At 62.2% G+C, this 17,188-nt stretch carries 17 protein-coding genes, 1 pseudogene and 1 riboswitch; of the genes and pseudogenes, 10 read left to right on the plus strand and 8 right to left on the minus strand.

Features of this window, described 5'->3' with window-relative positions:
* Nucleotides 1-20: 20 nt before the first annotated feature.
* From relA to QIY50_16845, 3 genes are all read left to right on the plus strand, one after another.
* On the plus strand, nucleotides 21-2,261 hold the full coding sequence (relA, locus tag QIY50_16835) for a GTP diphosphokinase (protein WGV19080.1): 2,241 nt from the start codon (nucleotides 21-23) through the stop codon (nucleotides 2,259-2,261).
* A gap of 145 nt (nucleotides 2,262-2,406) precedes the next feature.
* Nucleotides 2,407-3,240: a nucleoside triphosphate pyrophosphohydrolase gene (gene mazG, locus QIY50_16840; GenBank protein WGV19081.1), complete on the plus strand. Its 834-nt coding sequence runs from the start codon at nucleotides 2,407-2,409 to the stop codon at nucleotides 3,238-3,240.
* Nucleotides 3,241-3,266: 26 nt separating this feature from the next.
* Nucleotides 3,267-3,806: a DUF2058 domain-containing protein gene (locus QIY50_16845; protein WGV19082.1), complete on the plus strand. Its 540-nt coding sequence runs from the start codon at nucleotides 3,267-3,269 to the stop codon at nucleotides 3,804-3,806.
* Between the two features lie 46 nt (nucleotides 3,807-3,852).
* Here QIY50_16845 and QIY50_16850 read toward each other — a convergent pair whose 3' ends face one another.
* From QIY50_16850 to purM, 4 genes are all read right to left on the minus strand, one after another.
* Nucleotides 3,853-4,035 carry a hypothetical protein gene (locus QIY50_16850; protein ID WGV19083.1) on the minus strand — a complete coding sequence of 61 codons (183 nt, stop codon included), beginning with the start codon at nucleotides 4,033-4,035 and terminating at the stop codon, nucleotides 3,853-3,855.
* Nucleotides 4,036-4,339: 304 nt separating this feature from the next.
* Entirely contained in the window at nucleotides 4,340-5,050 is a 711-nt protein-coding gene (locus tag QIY50_16855; protein ID WGV19084.1) for a DUF3108 domain-containing protein, read from the minus strand.
* Nucleotides 5,051-5,058: 8 nt separating this feature from the next.
* Nucleotides 5,059-5,712 carry a phosphoribosylglycinamide formyltransferase gene (gene purN / locus QIY50_16860; protein WGV19085.1) on the minus strand — a complete coding sequence of 218 codons (654 nt, stop codon included), beginning with the start codon at nucleotides 5,710-5,712 and terminating at the stop codon, nucleotides 5,059-5,061.
* Nucleotides 5,712-6,770, minus strand: coding sequence for a phosphoribosylformylglycinamidine cyclo-ligase (gene purM / locus QIY50_16865; protein ID WGV19086.1), 1,059 nt, complete (start codon nucleotides 6,768-6,770; stop codon nucleotides 5,712-5,714). The genes purN and purM overlap by 1 nt, the downstream gene beginning before the upstream one ends.
* A gap of 390 nt (nucleotides 6,771-7,160) precedes the next feature.
* Between purM and QIY50_16870 the strand changes: the two genes are divergently transcribed.
* From QIY50_16870 to QIY50_16890, 5 genes and pseudogenes are all read left to right on the plus strand, one after another.
* Nucleotides 7,161-8,228, plus strand: a complete 1,068-nt coding sequence (locus tag QIY50_16870; GenBank protein WGV19087.1) for a DUF2066 domain-containing protein — start codon at nucleotides 7,161-7,163, stop codon at nucleotides 8,226-8,228.
* Between the two features lie 12 nt (nucleotides 8,229-8,240).
* The gene (locus QIY50_16875) at nucleotides 8,241-9,314 is read left to right on the plus strand and encodes an AI-2E family transporter (GenBank protein WGV19088.1); all 1,074 of its coding nucleotides are present in this window, start codon (nucleotides 8,241-8,243) and stop codon (nucleotides 9,312-9,314) included.
* Nucleotides 9,315-9,565: 251 nt separating this feature from the next.
* Nucleotides 9,566-10,273: a DnaA regulatory inactivator Hda gene (gene hda, locus QIY50_16880; protein ID WGV19089.1), complete on the plus strand. Its 708-nt coding sequence runs from the start codon at nucleotides 9,566-9,568 to the stop codon at nucleotides 10,271-10,273.
* A 125-nt stretch (nucleotides 10,274-10,398) separates the two neighbouring features.
* Nucleotides 10,399-11,054: pseudogene (locus tag QIY50_16885) on the plus strand (C40 family peptidase).
* Between the two features lie 139 nt (nucleotides 11,055-11,193).
* Nucleotides 11,194-11,727 carry a C40 family peptidase gene (locus QIY50_16890; protein WGV19090.1) on the plus strand — a complete coding sequence of 178 codons (534 nt, stop codon included), beginning with the start codon at nucleotides 11,194-11,196 and terminating at the stop codon, nucleotides 11,725-11,727.
* On the opposite strand, the gene QIY50_16895 is transcribed toward QIY50_16890, so the two are convergent.
* The 3 genes from QIY50_16895 to QIY50_16905 all read right to left on the minus strand — a co-directional run bounded on the left by QIY50_16895 (nucleotide 11,693) and on the right by QIY50_16905 (nucleotide 14,886).
* A complete protein-coding gene (locus tag QIY50_16895; GenBank protein WGV19091.1) occupies nucleotides 11,693-13,039 on the minus strand; it encodes a sorbosone dehydrogenase family protein in 1,347 nt (448 codons plus the stop codon). The two genes, QIY50_16890 and QIY50_16895, sit on opposite strands and share 35 nt — an antisense overlap.
* Before the next feature lie 895 nt (nucleotides 13,040-13,934).
* Nucleotides 13,935-14,543 (minus strand): IS3 family transposase, encoded by a 609-nt coding sequence (locus QIY50_16900; protein ID WGV19092.1) that lies wholly within the window; start codon nucleotides 14,541-14,543, stop codon nucleotides 13,935-13,937.
* A gap of 49 nt (nucleotides 14,544-14,592) precedes the next feature.
* Nucleotides 14,593-14,886 (minus strand): transposase, encoded by a 294-nt coding sequence (locus QIY50_16905; protein ID WGV19093.1) that lies wholly within the window; start codon nucleotides 14,884-14,886, stop codon nucleotides 14,593-14,595.
* Between the two features lie 192 nt (nucleotides 14,887-15,078).
* On the opposite strand from QIY50_16905, the gene QIY50_16910 reads away from it, so the two are divergent.
* Nucleotides 15,079-15,285 (plus strand): hypothetical protein, encoded by a 207-nt coding sequence (locus tag QIY50_16910; GenBank protein WGV19094.1) that lies wholly within the window; start codon nucleotides 15,079-15,081, stop codon nucleotides 15,283-15,285.
* Nucleotides 15,286-15,661: 376 nt separating this feature from the next.
* Nucleotides 15,662-15,925, plus strand: coding sequence for a DUF3077 domain-containing protein (locus QIY50_16915; protein WGV23076.1), 264 nt, complete (start codon nucleotides 15,662-15,664; stop codon nucleotides 15,923-15,925).
* A 223-nt stretch (nucleotides 15,926-16,148) separates the two neighbouring features.
* On the opposite strand, the gene QIY50_16920 is transcribed toward QIY50_16915, so the two are convergent.
* Nucleotides 16,149-16,727, minus strand: a complete 579-nt coding sequence (locus tag QIY50_16920) for a hypothetical protein (protein WGV19095.1) — start codon at nucleotides 16,725-16,727, stop codon at nucleotides 16,149-16,151.
* A gap of 167 nt (nucleotides 16,728-16,894) precedes the next feature.
* Nucleotides 16,895-17,113, plus strand: a riboswitch (cobalamin riboswitch).
* The last annotated feature ends 75 nt before the right edge of the window (nucleotides 17,114-17,188 follow it).

Consider the following 17,188-nt stretch of genomic DNA (forward strand, 5'->3'; position numbering starts at 1 on the left):
TATGGAAAGGTAAAACAAAGATGGTACAGGTGAGAGTGCACCAGCCGGTCAACACTGACGGCAGTATCAATCTCGAAGCATGGTTGGACCATGTGGTAAGCGTCGATTCGGCACTGGATCGCGCAGCGCTGAAAGAGGCCTGCGAGTTTGCCCATGAGGTCGAGAAAAAGGGCAACCCGGCCAAGCATTCCTGGGCGGACGGCACGTCCAGTTTCCAGGCAGGCCTGGAGATCGCCGAAATCCTCGCCGACCTCAAGCTCGACCAGGATTCCCTGGTGGCGGCGGTCATCTACCGCTCGGTGCGCGAGGGCAAGGTGACCCTGGCCGAAGTCAGTCAGCGCTTTGGCCCGGTGGTGTCCAAGCTGATCGACGGCGTGCTGCGCATGGCCGCCATCAGCGCCAGCCTCAGCCCGCGGCAATCGCTGGTGCTGGGCTCGCAGGCGCAGGTCGAGAACCTGCGCAAGATGCTCGTGGCCATGGTCGATGATGTGCGCGTGGCGTTGATCAAGCTCGCCGAGCGCACCTGCGCGATCCGTGCGGTCAAGGCCGCCGACGACGAGAAACGCCTGCGTGTTGCGCGCGAGGTGTTCGACATCTATGCGCCGCTGGCGCACCGTCTGGGTATCGGCCACATCAAGTGGGAGCTGGAAGACCTGTCCTTCCGCTATCTCGAACCCGACCAGTACAAACAGATCGCCAAGTTGCTGCACGAGCGGCGGCTGGACCGCGAGCGCTTCATCAGCGATGTGATGAACCAGCTGCAGAACGAGCTGCTGGCCACTGGCGTCAAGGCCGACATCAGCGGCCGGGCGAAACATATCTATTCGATCTGGCGCAAGATGCAGCGCAAAGGCCTGGAATTCAGCCAGATCTACGACGTGCGCGCGGTACGGGTGCTGGTCCCGGAAATCCGCGACTGCTACACCGCGCTGGGTATCGTGCACACCCTGTGGCGGCACATCCCCAAGGAGTTCGACGACTACATCGCCAACCCCAAGGAGAACGGCTATCGCTCGCTGCACACCGCGGTGATCGGCCCCGAGGGCAAGGTGCTGGAAGTGCAGATCCGTACCCACGGCATGCACGAGGAAGCCGAGCTTGGGGTTTGCGCCCACTGGCGCTACAAGGGCACCGACGTCAAGTCCAGCTCCAACCATTACGAAGAGAAGATCTCCTGGCTGCGCCAGGTGCTTGAGTGGCACGAAGAGCTGGGCGACATCGGTGGCCTGGCCGAGCAGCTGCGGGTCGACATCGAACCGGACCGGGTCTACGTGTTCACTCCGGACGGCCACGCCATCGACTTGCCCAAGGGGGCCACGCCGCTGGACTTCGCCTACCGCGTGCACACCGAAATCGGCCACAACTGCCGCGGTGCCAAGATCAACGGGCGCATCGTGCCGCTCAACTACAGCCTGCAGACCGGCGAGCAGGTCGAGATCATCACCAGCAAGCACGGCAACCCCAGCCGTGACTGGTTGAACTCCAACCTGGGTTACGTCACCACCTCGCGAGCGCGGGCCAAGATTGTGCACTGGTTCAAGCTGCAGGCACGCGACCAGAACGTCGCCGCCGGCAAGACCTTGCTTGAACGCGAGCTTAGCCGCCTGGGCCTGCCGCAGGTGGATTTCGAGCGACTGGCAGAGAAGACCAACGTCAAGACCGCCGAGGACATGTTCGCCTCGCTCGGTGCCGGCGACCTGCGCCTGGCACACCTGGTCAACGCCGCCCAGCAGTTGCTGGAGCCCGAGCGCATCGAGCAGATCGAACTGGTACCACGCAAGCCTACCGGGCCGCGTACCGGCAAGCGCGGTGACATCCAGATCCAGGGTGTCGGCAACCTGCTGACGCAGATGGCCGGCTGCTGCCAGCCGCTGCCGGGCGACGCCATCGTCGGCTACATCACCCAGGGCCGCGGCGTGAGCATCCACCGTCAGGACTGCGCCTCGGTGCTGCAGTTGGCGGGCAAGGAGCCGGAGCGCATGATTCAGGTCAGCTGGGGGCCGATCCCGGTGCAGACCTACCCGGTCGACATCGTCATCCGTGCCTACGACCGCCCGGGCTTGCTGCGCGATGTGTCGCAAGTGCTGCTGAACGAGAAGATCAACGTGCTGGCGGTGAACACCCGCTCGAACAAGGAAGACAACACTGCGTTGATGTCGCTGACCATCGAGATTCCGGGCCTGGATGCGCTGGGGCGCTTGCTGGGGCGGATCTCGCAGTTGCCGAACATCATCGAGACGCGGCGTAATCGTACCCCTTGATAATCAGGATTGGGGCCGCTGTGCGGCCCATCGCCGGCAAGCCAGCTCCCACAGGTACTCCGCAGGCCTCAAGTTCTGTGCAAAACCTGTGGGAGCTGGCTTGCCGGCGATCGGGGGCAAAGCCCCCGCTGAGGAATAGCTGACCATGACCTACACCCTCGAAGACCTGCTGCACCTCATGGCCCGCCTGCGCGACCCGCAGTACGGCTGCCCGTGGGACCTGAAGCAGAACTACGCGAGCATCGTCCCGCACACCATCGAAGAGGCCTACGAGGTTGCCGACACCATCGAGCGCGGCGATTTCGAGCACTTGCAGGGGGAGTTGGGCGACCTGCTGTTCCAGGTGGTCTACTACAGCCAGCTCGCCCGCGAGGAGGGGCGTTTCGAGTTCGACGGCGTGGTCGACAGCATCACCCGCAAGCTCATTCGTCGTCACCCGCATGTGTTCCCCACCGGCGAGCTGTACGCGCCGGTGGACGCCCCCAGCCTGAGCGAGGCCCAGGTCAAGTCACGCTGGGAAGAAATCAAGGCTGAAGAGCGCGCGGAAAAGAGCCAGCCCGAACAATTGTCGCTGCTCGACGACGTACCGGCGGCATTGCCGGCGTTGTCGCGGGCAGCCAAACTGCAAAAGCGCGCGGCCACGGTCGGTTTCGACTGGCCTGCGGCATTGCCGGTGCTGGACAAGGTCCGCGAAGAGCTGGACGAAGTGCTGCAGGCCATGGCCGACGGCGATGCCGATGCGCTCGAGGATGAAATCGGCGACCTGCTGTTCGCCACCGTCAACCTGGCCCGTCACCTCAAGCATGACCCGGAGCATGCCCTGCGCCGCGCCAATCGCAAGTTCGAGCGGCGTTTCCGCTTCATCGAACAGGCATTGCGTGACAGTGGCCGCCCGATCGAAGATTGTAACCTTGACGAACTGGATGCCCTTTGGGGTGAAGCCAAACGTCAGGAAAAGAACCTGCCCAGCTGCGGCTGAGCTGTTGCATAAGTGAGTGAACATTCATGAGCCTTTCCCTTCGCGACCAACTGCTCAAAGCCGGTCTGGTCAACCAGAAACAGGTTTCCCAGGCCACCAAGGCCGAGAAGAAACAGAAACGCCTGGAGCACAAAGGCCAGGTCGAGGTGGACGACAGCCAGCAGCGCATGGCCAAGGAAGCCATGGCCGAGAAAGCCAGGCGTGACCAGGAACTGAACCGCCAGCAGCAGGAAAAAGCCGAGCAGAAAGCCCGTGCCGCGCAGATCAAGCAGTTGATCGAAGCGACTCGCCTGCCGAAGCTGAGCACCGAGGACTACTACAACTTTGTCGACGACAAGAAGGTCAAGCGCATTGCCGTCAATGCCCTGATGCGGACCAAGCTGAGCAACGGTGCGCTGGCCGTGGTGGCCCATGCCGGCGGTTACGAGGTCATCCCCCGTGAAGCGGCAGTGAAGATCCAGGAGCGCGACCCTAGCCGTATCCTGCTGCTCAACACCCATGTCGAGGAAGCGAACGAGGACGACCCGTACGCGGCCTACAAGATCCCTGATGATCTGATGTGGTAAACACGAAAAACCCCGCCTTGGCGGGGTTTTTCATTTGAAGATGGGGTCATTGCGTGGCGCGCTGGTTTTCCAGGTTTTCCAGCTCCGTACGGTACTGGTGCGCTTCATGTTCGTTGTGGAACATCCCCACCAGCTGGCCTTGTTGGTGCACATCCCAGATCCGCACACCAGCGGCCAGGCCTTCGTGGGACATTTTCGATTCGTCGCGTTCGGTTACTTGGACTGTCATCGTCAAACTCCACTGCTTGAGTTGGTTGCGACACTGTGTCGCACACCCTCTTTATAGAGTTTGTTAGCAGGCTAAGTAAATAAAACCGGGATGAAACAAGTTTCATGATGCTGAAGTTGTGTTGCCTGGGCTGGCCCTATCGCCGGCGAGCCAGCTCCCACAGGTACTGCGCTGGGCTCAGGCTGTGTGAGGTCTCTGTGGGAGCTGGCTTGCCGGCGATAGGGCCGGTACAGACAATCCAGAAACCCCAGGCAGAAAAAAGCCCCGCACATGGCGGGGCTTTGGTGCTGCTGGCAGCGCTGGCTCAGTTGCCCTTCACCGGCTTGCCATCGACCGTGCCATCCTGCAGCACGATCACGTATTCCTTGCCATCGGTCTCGACCTGGCGCAGTTGCACCAGCAGGTAGTCCCAGTTCTTGGCGAACCACAGCTCGGTGATGCGCTTGCTCTGGCTTGGGTCGCGCACGCGCTCGACCTTCACCGCATCGACCTGGCCGGTCTTGGTGGTGACCTTTTCGGTGCCCAGCACGCGGAAGTCGTAGGTGTCGATCTCGTCACCGTCGACTACCTGGTAGGTCATGCTCTTCTTGCCGGCGGCCACGTCATGCTGCAGGGCCAACTGGTAGGACGACTTGTCCAGCACGCCACGGTTCAGCGGCAGGCTGACGGCGTCGCCACGGTCACTGCCGGTGACCTTCTTGCTGTTCCAGTCGAAGGCCAGGTCGACCTTCTTGGCCTTGCCCAGGCCGCCACGCTCGAAGTGGTACTTCTGCGGCAGCAGGGTGTCGTTGTCCATGCGCAGGGTGCTTTGCTCGGTCAGGCTGGCGATCATCATGGAAGCCTTGAAGTTAAGGTCCCAGGTACCGTTGGCATTCTTGACCAGGCTGCGCTCGGCGGTGCCGCTCATGGGCAGTTGCTTCCAGTCGGCGGTATAGCTGGCCGAGAAAGGCTTCAGATCAGCTGCCTGGAGGGGCAGGGCGAGCACGGCGAGAGCCAAGAGCAGGGCGCGACGCATAAATTCTCCTAGGATCGAATCAAGTGACCGCTGGCCGCCAGGGGCTGGCCGTCCAGTAATGCACCCTGTTCGCCAAGACGCAAGCGCCCTTCAGCGAACCAGCGCACCGCCAGCGGGTAAATCAGGTGCTCCTGGCGGTGTACCCGCTGTGCCAGGCTTTCGACGGTGTCGTCTGACACCACCGGTACCACAGCCTGTACGACCAATGGGCCGCCATCGAGTTCCTCAGTCACGAAGTGTACGCTGCAGCCATGCTCGGCGTCGCCTGCCTCCAGTGCCCGGCGGTGGGTATGCAGGCCCTTGTACCTGGGCAGCAGCGACGGGTGGATGTTGAGCAGGCGGCCCTGATAGTGGCGTACGAAGTCGCCACTTAGAATGCGCATGAAACCGGCCAGCACCACCAGGTCCGGGGCGAAAGCGTCGATGCGCGCCATCAGTGCGGCATCGAAGGCTTCCCGGCCGTCGAACTGGGTGTGCTCGAGCACGACGCTGTCGATACCGGCCGCCGCGGCGCGCTGCAGCCCGTAGGCATCGGCGCGGTTGGAAACCACCGCACGGATGCGCACCGGGCTGTCCTGGCCTTGGCAACTGTCGATCAGGGCTTGCAGGTTGCTGCCGGAACCCGACAGCAGTACCACTACATTGCAGGTCTTGCTTGGCATCAGTGTGCCTTGAGGTTCTGCAGCTCGACCTGGGCAGCGCCCTCGGCGGCTTCGGCGATGTGGCCGATCACCCATGGCTGCTCGCCAGCGGCGCGCAGTTCGTTCAGGGCAGCTTCTACCTGATCCTGGGCCACGCAGATGACCATGCCGACGCCACAGTTCAGCACGCGGTGCATCTCATGCTCGTCGACGTTGCCTTTTTCCTGCAGGAAGTCGAACACTGCCGGGCGCTGCCAGCTGGCCACGTCGATGACCGCCTGGGCGTTGGCCGGCAATACGCGCGGGATGTTGTCCAGCAGGCCGCCACCGGTGATGTGGGCCATGGCCTTGACCGCGCCGGTGTTCTTGATCAGCTGCAGCAGTGGCTTGACGTAGATGCGGGTAGGCGCCATCAGCAGGTCGGCCAGCGGTTTGCCGCCCAGCTGGGTGTTCTCGATGTCGGTGCCGGACACTTCGAGGATCTTGCGGATCAGCGAGTAGCCGTTGGAGTGCGGGCCCGAGGACGGCAGGGCGATCAGTGCGTCGCCGGTGGCAACCTTGGAACCGTCGATGATTTCGGCCTTTTCCACCACGCCGACGCAGAAACCGGCCAGGTCGTAGTCTTCGCCTTCGTACATGCCGGGCATTTCGGCGGTTTCACCACCGACCAGCGAGCAGCCGGCCAGTTCGCAACCGGCACCGATGCCGGTAACCACGGTGGCGGCCACGTCGACGTTCAGTTTGCCGGTGGCATAGTAGTCGAGGAAGAACAGCGGCTCGGCACCGCACACGACCAGGTCGTTGACGCACATGGCGACCAGGTCCTGGCCGATGCTGTCGTGCTTGTTCAGGTTCAGTGCCAGGCGCAGTTTGGTGCCAACGCCGTCGGTGCCGGAGACCAGCACCGGCTGCTTGTAGCCGGCCGGGATCTCGCAAAGGGCGCCGAAGCCGCCCAGGCCACCCATGACTTCAGGGCGTGCGGTGCGTTTTGCCACGCCCTTGATGCGTTCGACCAGTGCTTCGCCGGCGTCGATGTCTACACCGGCGTCCTTGTAGCTCAGGGAGGGTTGCTTGCTCATTGATCCAGGCCTTTAGGAGGGAGGGATTCTTAAAAACGACCATGACGGCCAAGGCCGGCTGGTAAGTGGCGGCTGCCTGAAACGTCAGTGGTCTGTGAAGGCGCGCGATTTTATCAGGGTTGCCGGGCAGCGGCCATCCTCAGGCCGACGGGCAGGGCATGGGAAAATGGTTAAAAAGTGGGAAGTGTCCGCCTTTGATTGTTTCGGTGTCTGGGAGATCGAGCGCCGTGCGGGCGGCGCTCGATCTCCCAGCCGCTGAACCTCTCAAGGCGAACGCCTGTCAGACCCGACACATCTCCCCCGCAACCAATCTTTCACCCCTCGCGACTGGTTACCTTGCGCCCCCGTGTATAAGGTATAGGCATTGCGGTAAATGGACAGGAATCCTCCATGCGTCTCTTCAATATTCTGGCAGTCGGTTGCCTGGCCCTGATCTCGGCCGCTGCCCAGGCTGAAAATGTTTCCGGCCTTTACCAGGTGCGCGAACCGGTCACCGGGCAGGGCGCCGAAGCCCGTGCAGCGGCTACCGTCCAGGCACTCGATACCCTGGTAACGCGCCTGACCGGCGACCCCAAGGCAGCGCAAAGCCCGGCATTGGCCGCGCTGCGCAAGGACCCGCAGCAAATCATCAACCAGGTTGCCAGCGAAGCCGGGCCACCCGAGTCGGTGCTGGTCGAGTTCGACCCTGGCAGTACCGAACAGGCTTTGCGCAAGGCCGGCCTGGCCCTGTGGGGCAGCAACCGCCCCTCGATCCTCGGCTGGTGGCTGAACGACAGTGCCGAAGGCAGCAGCCTGGTCGGTGATGGCCAGGCCAGTGCCCAACCCCTGCGCCGTGCCGCCCAGCACCGTGGCCTGCCGTTGCGCCTGCCGCTGGCCGATCTGCAGGAGCAACTGGTGGCCAATGCCGAGCACATCGAAGGCAGCGACCCGGCCCCGTTGCGCGAAGCCTCCGAGCGCTATGGTGCCGATGCCTTGCTGGCCGTGCATGCCCGGGAAACCGATGGCAAATGGCAGGGCAAGTGGCAGCTGTGGCTGGGCGACCAGCGTGAGCAAGGCACTGCCGAGGGTGCCGACCCGGCAGCGTTGGCCGACGCCGTGATGCTGGCGCTGAGCAACCGCCTGGCGCCGCGTTACGTCACCCGTCCGGGTGCCAGCAGCCAGTTGCAGGTGCAAGTGCAGGGGATGAACCTGCAGCGCTACGCTGAACTGGCCCGCGTGCTCGAACCCTTTGGCCCGCGCCTGCAAATGGCCGAAGGCAGCACCCTGACCTATGGCGTCACCGCCAACCGCGAGCAACTGCGTGCCCAGCTCGGCCTGGCCAAGCTGCAGGAAGTACCGGTAGAGCAGGCGCCTGTGGTGCCGGCCACGCCAGCGCCGGCAGACGCTGCCGGGGGCGGGCAAGCAGTGCCGGCCCAGCCTGCCCCCAAGCCGTTCGACGGTTTGCGTTTTCGCTGGTAAGGGGAGCACACCGTGACTGACGTGCGTCGCTGGATCTGGCTGGGTGTTGCCCTGCTGGTCGCTGTGCTTCTTTATAGCCTGCACAACATTCTTACCCCGTTCCTGGTCGGCATCCTGCTGGCTTACCTGGCCGACCCGCTGGTCGACCGCCTGGAACGCCTTGGGCTTTCGCGCACCTGGGGCGTGGTGGTGGTGTTCGGCCTCTTCACCTTGCTGTTGCTGGCCTTGCTGCTGGTGCTGGTGCCGCTGCTGGCCAAGCAGCTGGTGCGCCTGTACGAGCTGGCGCCGCAGATGCTCGACTGGCTCGAACACGTGGCATTGCCCTGGGTGCAGAGCCGCCTGGGGCTGGCTGACGGCTTCTGGAAGTTCGACAAGATCAAGGCTGCCATTGGCACACACATGGGCCAGACCACCGATATCGTCGGTGTGCTGCTGTCCCATGCCACCGCCTCGGGCCTGGCGCTGATGGCCTGGCTGGCCAACATGGTGCTGATCCCGGTGGTGGGTTTTTATCTGCTGCGCGACTGGGACCTGATGATGGCCAAGCTGCGGGGGCTGCTGCCGCGCCAGCGCGAGCCGCAAGTCATGGGCCTGGCGGGCGAATGCCATGAGGTGCTGGGGGCGTTCGTGCGCGGGCAATTGATGGTGATGGTGGCGCTGGGCTTCATCTATTCGGCCGGGCTGATGCTGGTGGGGCTGGAGCTGGGGCTGCTGATCGGCATGCTCGCCGGGCTGGCTGCCATCGTGCCGTACATGGGCTTCATCATTGGCATTGGCGCAGCCTTGGTGGCTGGCCTGTTCCAGTTTGGCGGCGACCTGTATCCGATGCTGGGCATCGTCGCGGTGTTCATGGTCGGGCAGGCGCTGGAAGGCATGGTGCTGACCCCGCTGCTGGTGGGCGACCGCATCGGCCTGCACCCGGTGGCGGTGATTTTCGCGATCCTGGCCGGCGGTGAGCTGTTCGGCTTCACCGGGGTATTGCTGGCGCTGCCGGTGGCGGCGGTGATCATGGTGCTGCTGCGGCATGTGCATGACCTGTACAAGGAATCGGACATGTATGCCGGGGATATTGACCCGGAGTTGTGATCCTGGGGGCCGCTTTGCGGCCCATCGCCGGCAAGCCAGCTCCCACAGGTACCGAGCAACCTTCGAGGTTTGTGCAATCCTGTGGGAGCTGGCTTGCCGGCGATGGGCTGCAACGCAGCCCCCATAATGGCGCAACCTGTTGATTTTACTTGTGCTATCCGCTGCCGTGATTGTGTGCCCCGCGCTGCGGGTATAGACTTTGCAAATTGTTCACCAAAGGCCCCCTGCGGTCCTGTCGACCGCCCGCGAGCATGAAACCACCGATCCAGTTGCCCCTGGGTGTGCGCCTGCGCGATGACGCCACCTTCATCAACTACTATCCGGGCGCCAATGCTGCGGCATTGGGCTACGTCGAGCGGCTATGCGAAGCCGACGCCGGCTGGACCGAGAGCCTTATCTACCTGTGGGGCAAGCAGGGTGTTGGCCGTAGCCACCTGCTGCAGGCCGCCACCCACCGCTTCCAGCAACGCGGCGAACCAGCCGTCTACCTGCCGCTGGCACAATTGCTCGATCGTGGCGTAGAGCTGCTCGACTACCTGGCCCAGTATGAGCTGGTGTGCATCGACGACCTGCACGTGATCGCCGGCAAGGCAGACTGGGAAGAGGCCATGTTCCACCTGTTCAACCGCCTGCGTGATAGCGGCCGGCGCCTGCTGCTGGCTGCCTCGGCATCGCCGCGCGAACTGCCGATCAAGCTGCCGGACCTGAAGTCGCGGCTGACCCTGGCCCTGGTGTTCCAGATGCGTGGCCTGTCCGACGAAGACAAGCTGCGCGCCCTGCAACTGCGCGCTTCGCGCCGTGGCCTGCACCTTACCGACGAAGTCGGCCACTTCATCCTCACCCGCGGCGCACGCAGCATGAGTGCGTTGTTCGACCTGCTCGAACGCCTCGACCAGGCCTCATTGCAGGCACAACGCAAGCTCACCATCCCTTTCCTCAAGGAAACCCTGGGCTGGTAGCCCTGAAAACGCTGGGCCAGAGCGGCAAAACAAAAAAGTCACATCTTTTTCGATAAAATTTGCAAATGGCCATGATAGAGGGCATAGTTTCACCCTTCTAAAGGATTACAGACACGGTCGTGCCCATGCTCAAGCGCTTCGCACCCCTCGTGCCACTCGCGCACTCGTGACCCTGCTTTTTGGCTGCGCGGCCCAAGGCCCGGCTTCTCATTCAGAGCAGCAGCTCCAGGATCACACCCCGATCGCCGCACATTCGGCGTTCAATGCCAAAGCCTCGTCCTCGTCGGTATTCGGCGAGCCGGAAGAGCTGGCTACCGAAGATGACCTGGAGGCCTTCTCCAGCAGCAAGCCTTACCAGTTGCCAGCGCTGGCTGACAGCATTCTCGAGCGCGGCATGTCGTTGATCGGCACCCGCTACCGCTTCGGTGGTACCTCGGAGAAGTCCGGCTTTGACTGCAGTGGCTTCATCGGCTACCTGTTCCGTGAAGAGGCGGGCGTGACCTTGCCGCGCTCCACGCGTGAAATGATCAACGTCGATGCCCCGAAAGTGGCCCGCAACAAGCTCAAGCCAGGTGACCTGCTGTTCTTCAGCACCAACGGCCGCGGCCGCGTCAGCCATGCCGGCATCTACCTGGGTGACAACCAGTTCATCCACTCCAGCAGCCGCCGTAGCGGTGGCGTGCGCATCGACAGCCTCGGTGACCGTTACTGGAGCAAGACCTTTATCGAGGCCAAGCGTGCCTTGGCCATGGCGCCGACCACCAATATCGCGCGCAACTGATAGCAAAATGATATATCCTGCCGCGGCGGCGATGCTTTGTAAAAAGCTCGCCGCCGTGCGCATTTATAGAAAGCGTCTAATCTAAATTCTCAACTCTTTTCGGCTGCGGCCCAGCGGTCTCAGACAGGATGTTCTGGCCATGGTAAAGATGGCGCGCTTCGCATTTCTCTCCCTGGCAGCCTTGCTGGCTGCCTGCTCCAGCCGTGCGCCTGCGCCGGCCCCTGTGGTACAGCCGCAGGTTACCTATAGCCAGCCCAGCCCTTCGCCCATTGCCGATGACGTACTGATGCGCGCTATCGGCCTGGTGGGCACGCCTTATCGCTGGGGCGGCAACACCCCGGACTCCGGTTTCGATTGCAGTGGCCTGATCAAGTACGTCTACCGTGATGCTGCCGGCATAAGCCTGCCGCGTTCCACGCGTGAGATGATCGTCATGCGCGCGCCGACCGTGGATGCCAAGTCGCTGCAGTCCGGTGACCTGGTGTTCTTTGCCACCAGTGGCGGCTCGCAGGTCAGCCACGCTGGCATTTATGTAGGGGAAGGGCGCTTCGTGCATGCCCCATCGAGCGGTGGTACGGTGCGCCTGGACTACTTGTCAAACAGCTACTGGGCCAAGGCTTACCTGCAGGCCAAGCGCGTCATTCCGCAAGGGCATCTGGCGCAGAACCCCTGAGGACAGGCGGGGCTTTGCTTACCCGCCAGACCACATTGCCGACATCATCGGCTACCAGCACGCCGCCACGCCCGTCGGTGATTACGCCGACCGGGCGCCCTTGGGCCTTGCCATGCTCATCAAGAAACCCGGTAAGCAGGTCCACCGGCTTGCCCGAGGGTTTTCCTGACGGGTCGAACGGCACGAAAATGACCTTGTAGCCACTGTGCGGCTTGCGGTTCCACGACCCGTGCTGGCCCACGAATGCCCCTTGGTCGAAGGGCGGTGGTAACCCATTGGGTTCGGCGAATGCCAGCCCCAGCGATGCCGTGTGTGGGCCTACGGCATAGTCGGGCACCAGCGCCTGGTTCACTTTTTCAGGCGCTGGCGGTTGCACGCGCTCGTCCACGTGCTTGCCATAGTAGCTGTATGGCCAGCCATAGAAACCGCCGTCCTTAACGGAAGTGATGTAGTCCGGTACCAGATCGCTGCCAATCTCGTCACGCTCGTTGACTGCCGTCCACAACGCACCGCTGTGTGGCTCCCAGGCCAGGCCGTTAGGGTTGCGCAGGCCGGTGGCGAACAGGCGGTGCTGGCCGTTGGCTGGGTCCACTTCCCAGATCGCGGCGCGCCCCTGTTCCTTGTCCAGGCCGTTTTCGCCGACGTTGCTGTTGGAGCCGACTGTCACGAAAAGCTTTTTACCGTCAGGGCTGGCGATCACGTTCTTGGTCCAGTGGTGATTGAGCGGCCCGCCTGGTAACTCGACCACCGGTTGGCCTTCATTGCGAATTTGCATGGCACCGGGCTCATAGTGAAAGCGCAGCAGCCTGTCGGTGTTGGCTACGTAGAGGTCCTTACCGACCAGGACCATGCCGAACGGCGAGTTGAGCTCCTCGATGAAGGTTGTGCGGATTTCTGCCACGCCGTCGTGGTCGGCGTCACGCAGCAGGGTGATACGGTTGGCGCTGGGCACGCCTGCACCTGCCCGCTTCATCACCTTCTTCATCACCCAGCCGCGCAGGCCCTTGCCATCTTCTGGCTTTGGCGGGGCGTTGGTTTCGGCTACCAGAACGTCGCCGTTGGGCAACAGGTACAGCCAGCGAGGGTGGTCCAGTCCGCTGGCGAACGCTTTCACCTGGGTGCCAGGTGCTGCTTCGGGCTTGACGTCCTTGGGCCAGCCCACTGCCGGAGCGATATTCACGGTGGGGAGGGTGGTCTTGACCGGAGCGGGCAGCTGGGGCGTTGGGCCACTGCCGTCGAGTACATTCAGCAGGGCGGTTTCGCCGCAGGCAGTCAGGCTGGCGGCCAATAACCAAGGCGTCAGGTGTTTCATGGGCGGCGTCCTCCTAAGAAGGTCTATGGAACTGAGAGGTCGGCGACGTTCGCCGGGTTCCCAGGAACCATCTAACTGCCGTTGCCGTTGCCGTTGCCGTTGCCGTTGCCGTTGCCGTTGCCGTTGCCGTTGCCGTTGCCGTTGCCGTTGCCGTTGCTTTTGTTTTTGCTTTTGCTTTTAAGCGCGCGGTAGTTCAGGCGCTGCCGATTGCGACTTCAGGAGGCCGAGCGAAGGGACTGCGGAGGGAGGTGACGGGCATGGATGCCCGTCAAGCGCTGAGGCCCCATGGATGGGGCCTGCAGCGCGTACTCCCGGGAGCAGGCCCGTAGCGAGGGGACCCCGGAGCGAAGCGCAGGGGCCGGATGATGGGAGCCGACGGTTTTTGGTTCCTTTTTGCCACGACAAAAAGGGACCCGCCGTAAGGGCGGAAAGGTGATTAAGCGCCACCTTCGAAAATGAATGTTGACCTTGTTGTTGATGCCCACGCTTGAAAGCGAAGAGCGAAGAGCGAAGAGCGAAGAGCGAAGAGCGAAGAGCGAAGAGCGGAAAAGTACTGGTCTTGATATCGCGCATAGTCCATTTACGATGGCGACGCATACTCACCTTTTCGCCCTTACGGCGAGTCACTTTTTGCCAAACGCGGCAAAAAGTAACCATGGGCTTGTCCCATGGCAGCGGACGCCAAGAAGCTGGCTAATGAGCCAACTGCCTCAAGCCTTTTGCATATTCGTTCGGTGAACGATAGCCCAGTGCCGAATGCAGCCGACTGCTGTTGTAAAACCCATGGATATAGCTAGCAATTGCCAGGTGGGCGTGTTTCTTGGTGGGGTAGACCGTGCAGGCTTCCTCTCTCTTCAATGTAGCGAAGAAGCTTTCAGCTACGGCGTTATCCCAATCAGTTTCCTCTCCGGCTCATGCTCTGCACGAAGCCCTTCTTGGCTAAAGCGAAACGAAATTTACTGCTCGCGTACTGGCGCCCTTGGTCGGAATGGAAAATCGCTCCGCAGACGCCCAAACAGGCGTTCCAGGCGTTCACGAAAGCGCGCTCGACCAAGTCGTCAGGCATCCTGTCCGCCAGGCTATAACCCAGCACCTGGCGCGTTTGGATGCTCAGTACGACTGCCAGATAAAGCCAACCCTCTTTCGTAGCGATGTAAGTGATATCGCTGACCCAGGCTAGGGCGGGGTTTTGAACGGAGAACTGACGATCCAATAAATTGCTCGCCACTGGCAGCGCATGGTGACTGTCGGTGGTGCACGGTCTGAAACCGCCCTTGGATCGGCCCTGTATGTGTTCTTCATGCATCAGCCGGTCAATGCGCTTATGGCCTACAGCGTGGGCCTGTTGCCGTAGCGCCTCGACCAGCCGCGGTCGACCGTAGGTCTTGCGGCTAGCCGCATAAGCCTTGTGCAGATCGATGCGGATCTGCGCATCCGGATCGGGCGCCCCTGGCGGTGCTGATAATCGTAAAATCCTGAAACCGAAACCCCCATTACCCGGCACAACAGACGCACCGGGAACTGAGCCCGTTCTTCAGCGACGAAGGCGTATCTCACCTGGACTCTTTGGCAAAGAATACCGCCGCCTTTTTTAGGATTTCACGCTCCAGTTTCAGCTCAGCGTTCTCGGCTCGCAATCGCGCTAACTCGCTGTCTTCTTTGGTAATGGCTCGACGGTCAGGAGAGCTCAGCGGTAGACCACTGCGAGAAGCGTTGACCCAGTTGTCCAACGTTTTCACAGACATTTCCAGCTGGCGAGCAGCTTCCGTCCTGCCGAGCGTTTCGGCGAGCGCAACGGCCTGAATCTTGAACTCATCGGTGTAGTTGCGGCGAGTGGTTGGGTACATGGCAACCTCCAAGATAGCGATGTAAGTATCGCTTCTTGGCGTCCGTTGTCACGGGGCAGGCCCACCAAAAAACGCTGCGCTCCCATCATCCGGCCCCTACGCTACGCTCCGGGGTTCCCTCGCGCCGGTCTTGCTCCCGGGAGTACGCGCTGCAGGCCCCATCCATGGGGCCTCAGCGCTTGACGGGCATCCATGCCCGTCACCTCCCTCCGCAAGACCTCTGCTCGGCCTCCTGAAGTCGCGAAGATCAAGATCAAGATCAAGATCAAGATCAAGATCAAGATCAAGATCAAGATCAAGATCAAGATCAAGATCAAGATCAAGATCAAGATCAAGATCAAGATCAAGAGCAAGATCAAGAGCAAGATCAAGAGCAAGAGCAAGCAGGTCTGGTGGTGACTCAATGTGCCAGTGATATGCGCCGCTGCTGTTGCAAAGGTGGCGTGGAGGCGAGCCCAAGAATCAGATTTAATACCTTTCTTGTAGGCCGTTTCCCAAAGATACTCCCAACGCCTATTCACTGTTGCGCGCGCCGAATGCGGTCTCTAGTCTCGGCATGTCGTTGACCTTCAATGACCGGGTTAGCCGCCCGAAATCGTCAGACACCGCAGCCGTGCAATACCGAGTAATCGGCATTGGCGCCTTATGGCGGCTGTGCGTGGGGCACCTGCGGGTGCGCCGGGTGCCTGACGTCCCGGTCGGCTAACCCACGTACAGCTGCCACCATACTGTTTAGCCGCTGTTGGTGGTCGCTTCACTACGACAGGAGCCTTAACTGACCACCGAAGACACGAAATGCACAGTCGGCAAAACCATATTCTTTCAAGGTGAAAACCAGACCCACCCCCTGTTCCGCATCGAACCCGGCATCTCATGCCAGAACGCCCGCGAACAAGCCTCGGAATTGATTGGCTATGCACGGGACCTGACCATCGACGGCCTGATGGAAGACAAGCCAAAGCTGATCTGGGCCGCGCACTACCTTTGCGCCTTGGGCAAAGCGCTGCTGGATGATGCCGAACTCGGCATGATGCGTTAAGGCCTGAAAGGCGCGCAGACCAATCGCGGCATCGGCCGCGCTCCCATGGAGCCGCATATAACTGAAAGGTTTGGCAGGGGCTCTGTGGGAGCGGGCGCGCCCGCGAACACCGGCGCAGCCGGTGCCAGCCACCGCGTTGAATTCTTCGCGGGCACGCCCGCTCCCACAGAGGCACGTCGCGCTTGCGAAACGGGTTCCAGTTCCGGCCTGCGCCGGAGTTGATTCAAGCCTGCTTGAGCAGCAACGCCACCCCCGGGAAATATTGCCCCAGCTCGTTGTGCAACTTGCGATAGGCATAGGGGAAGTACCAGGCGATGGCGCAGGCGGTATGTTTCTGCAAGTCCTCTACCAGGTCCTGCAGTTCCTCGGGGCTGGCGTGCTGGCCGGCCTTCCACGGGCTGATGAACAGCGCTCCGGCCTTCAACTGGCTGGGGTAGGCTACCTGGCGGGCGAGGGCAGCGGTCTGCTGCAGGGCGTCGGCCATGTCCAGTCGGGCGATTTTCGGCCAGCGCTGACTGACACTGAGGTACAGCGCTTCATCGGCACTATTGATCGACAGGTCGCAGCGCCCTTCGTATTCACCTTCATCGCGCTGCTTCTTGCCGGCAAACTGCTGCAGTGCCGCCAGCTCCGCCTGCCAGGCCGCCGCGGCAAGCAACCCGGTATTGGCGGCTGCCCCATGCCAGTACGGTGCTTCGGCATCGCCGGCAAACTGGTTGAACCGGTCGATGCAGTCACCCCAGCGCTCCAGCACCGGGGCGAGAAACTCAAGGCGCGGGTTGTTGATGATCTGGCCTCGCATGCTGCGCTCTCCTGTTGTCGTTGTGATCGCGTTCAGCTGAAAGTGATGGCTATGTGATATCACTGGATCCAGTGTGACACAACCCGGTGAATTGGCCATTACCCGGGCAATGCCTGTTCGACTGCAAAGCGCCCCGCTTTGATTGACGCTCCCGGTGCAACCCTCTAACCTTCGCGCGTGTTTCAGGTGCCCTGCCAGCCCCGTCTGGGCAGGGTGAAACTGGGAAGCCGGTGGGCGCCAGCATGGCGCGATTCCGGCGCTGCCCCCGCAACGGTAGGTGAGTCGCGGCCGCGCAGGGCCACTGGGTGTATGCCCGGGAAGGCGCGCAGGCCTGGGCCAAGGCCCGCTCACAAGCCCGGAGACCGGCCTGATACTGCCAACGGCATCACGGAGGGTGATGCGCGGTGCACTGTGGCGTCCGGCCACGGCCCCTGCGCGTTCTCCGTTTGCCCGCCTATTAC

The sequence above is a fragment of the Pseudomonas putida genome (genome assembly GCA_029953615.1).
GTDB lineage: Bacteria > Pseudomonadota > Gammaproteobacteria > Pseudomonadales > Pseudomonadaceae > Aquipseudomonas.

Bases quoted from the DNA above. Each gene is read 5' to 3' on its own strand.
- QIY50_16855 (WGV19084.1), bottom strand. From the start codon at position 5,050: ATGCGTCGCGCCCTGCTCTTGGCTCTCGCCGTGCTCGCCCTGCCCCTC.
- QIY50_16920 (WGV19095.1), bottom strand. From the start codon at position 16,727: ATGCGAGGCCAGATCATCAACAACCCGCGCCTTGAGTTTCTCGCCCCG.
- hda (WGV19089.1), top strand. From the start codon at position 9,566: ATGAAACCACCGATCCAGTTGCCCCTGGGTGTGCGCCTGCGCGATGAC.
- QIY50_16890 (WGV19090.1), top strand. From the start codon at position 11,194: ATGGTAAAGATGGCGCGCTTCGCATTTCTCTCCCTGGCAGCCTTGCTG.
- QIY50_16850 (WGV19083.1), bottom strand. From the start codon at position 4,035: ATGACAGTCCAAGTAACCGAACGCGACGAATCGAAAATGTCCCACGAA.
- QIY50_16845 (WGV19082.1), top strand. From the start codon at position 3,267: ATGAGCCTTTCCCTTCGCGACCAACTGCTCAAAGCCGGTCTGGTCAAC.
- QIY50_16870 (WGV19087.1), top strand. From the start codon at position 7,161: ATGCGTCTCTTCAATATTCTGGCAGTCGGTTGCCTGGCCCTGATCTCG.
- purM (WGV19086.1), bottom strand. From the start codon at position 6,770: ATGAGCAAGCAACCCTCCCTGAGCTACAAGGACGCCGGTGTAGACATC.
- mazG (WGV19081.1), top strand. From the start codon at position 2,407: ATGACCTACACCCTCGAAGACCTGCTGCACCTCATGGCCCGCCTGCGC.
- purN (WGV19085.1), bottom strand. From the start codon at position 5,712: ATGCCAAGCAAGACCTGCAATGTAGTGGTACTGCTGTCGGGTTCCGGC.
- QIY50_16905 (WGV19093.1), bottom strand. From the start codon at position 14,886: ATGTACCCAACCACTCGCCGCAACTACACCGATGAGTTCAAGATTCAG.
- relA (WGV19080.1), top strand. From the start codon at position 21: ATGGTACAGGTGAGAGTGCACCAGCCGGTCAACACTGACGGCAGTATC.
- QIY50_16895 (WGV19091.1), bottom strand. From the start codon at position 13,039: ATGAAACACCTGACGCCTTGGTTATTGGCCGCCAGCCTGACTGCCTGC.
- QIY50_16910 (WGV19094.1), top strand. From the start codon at position 15,079: ATGCCCGTCACCTCCCTCCGCAAGACCTCTGCTCGGCCTCCTGAAGTC.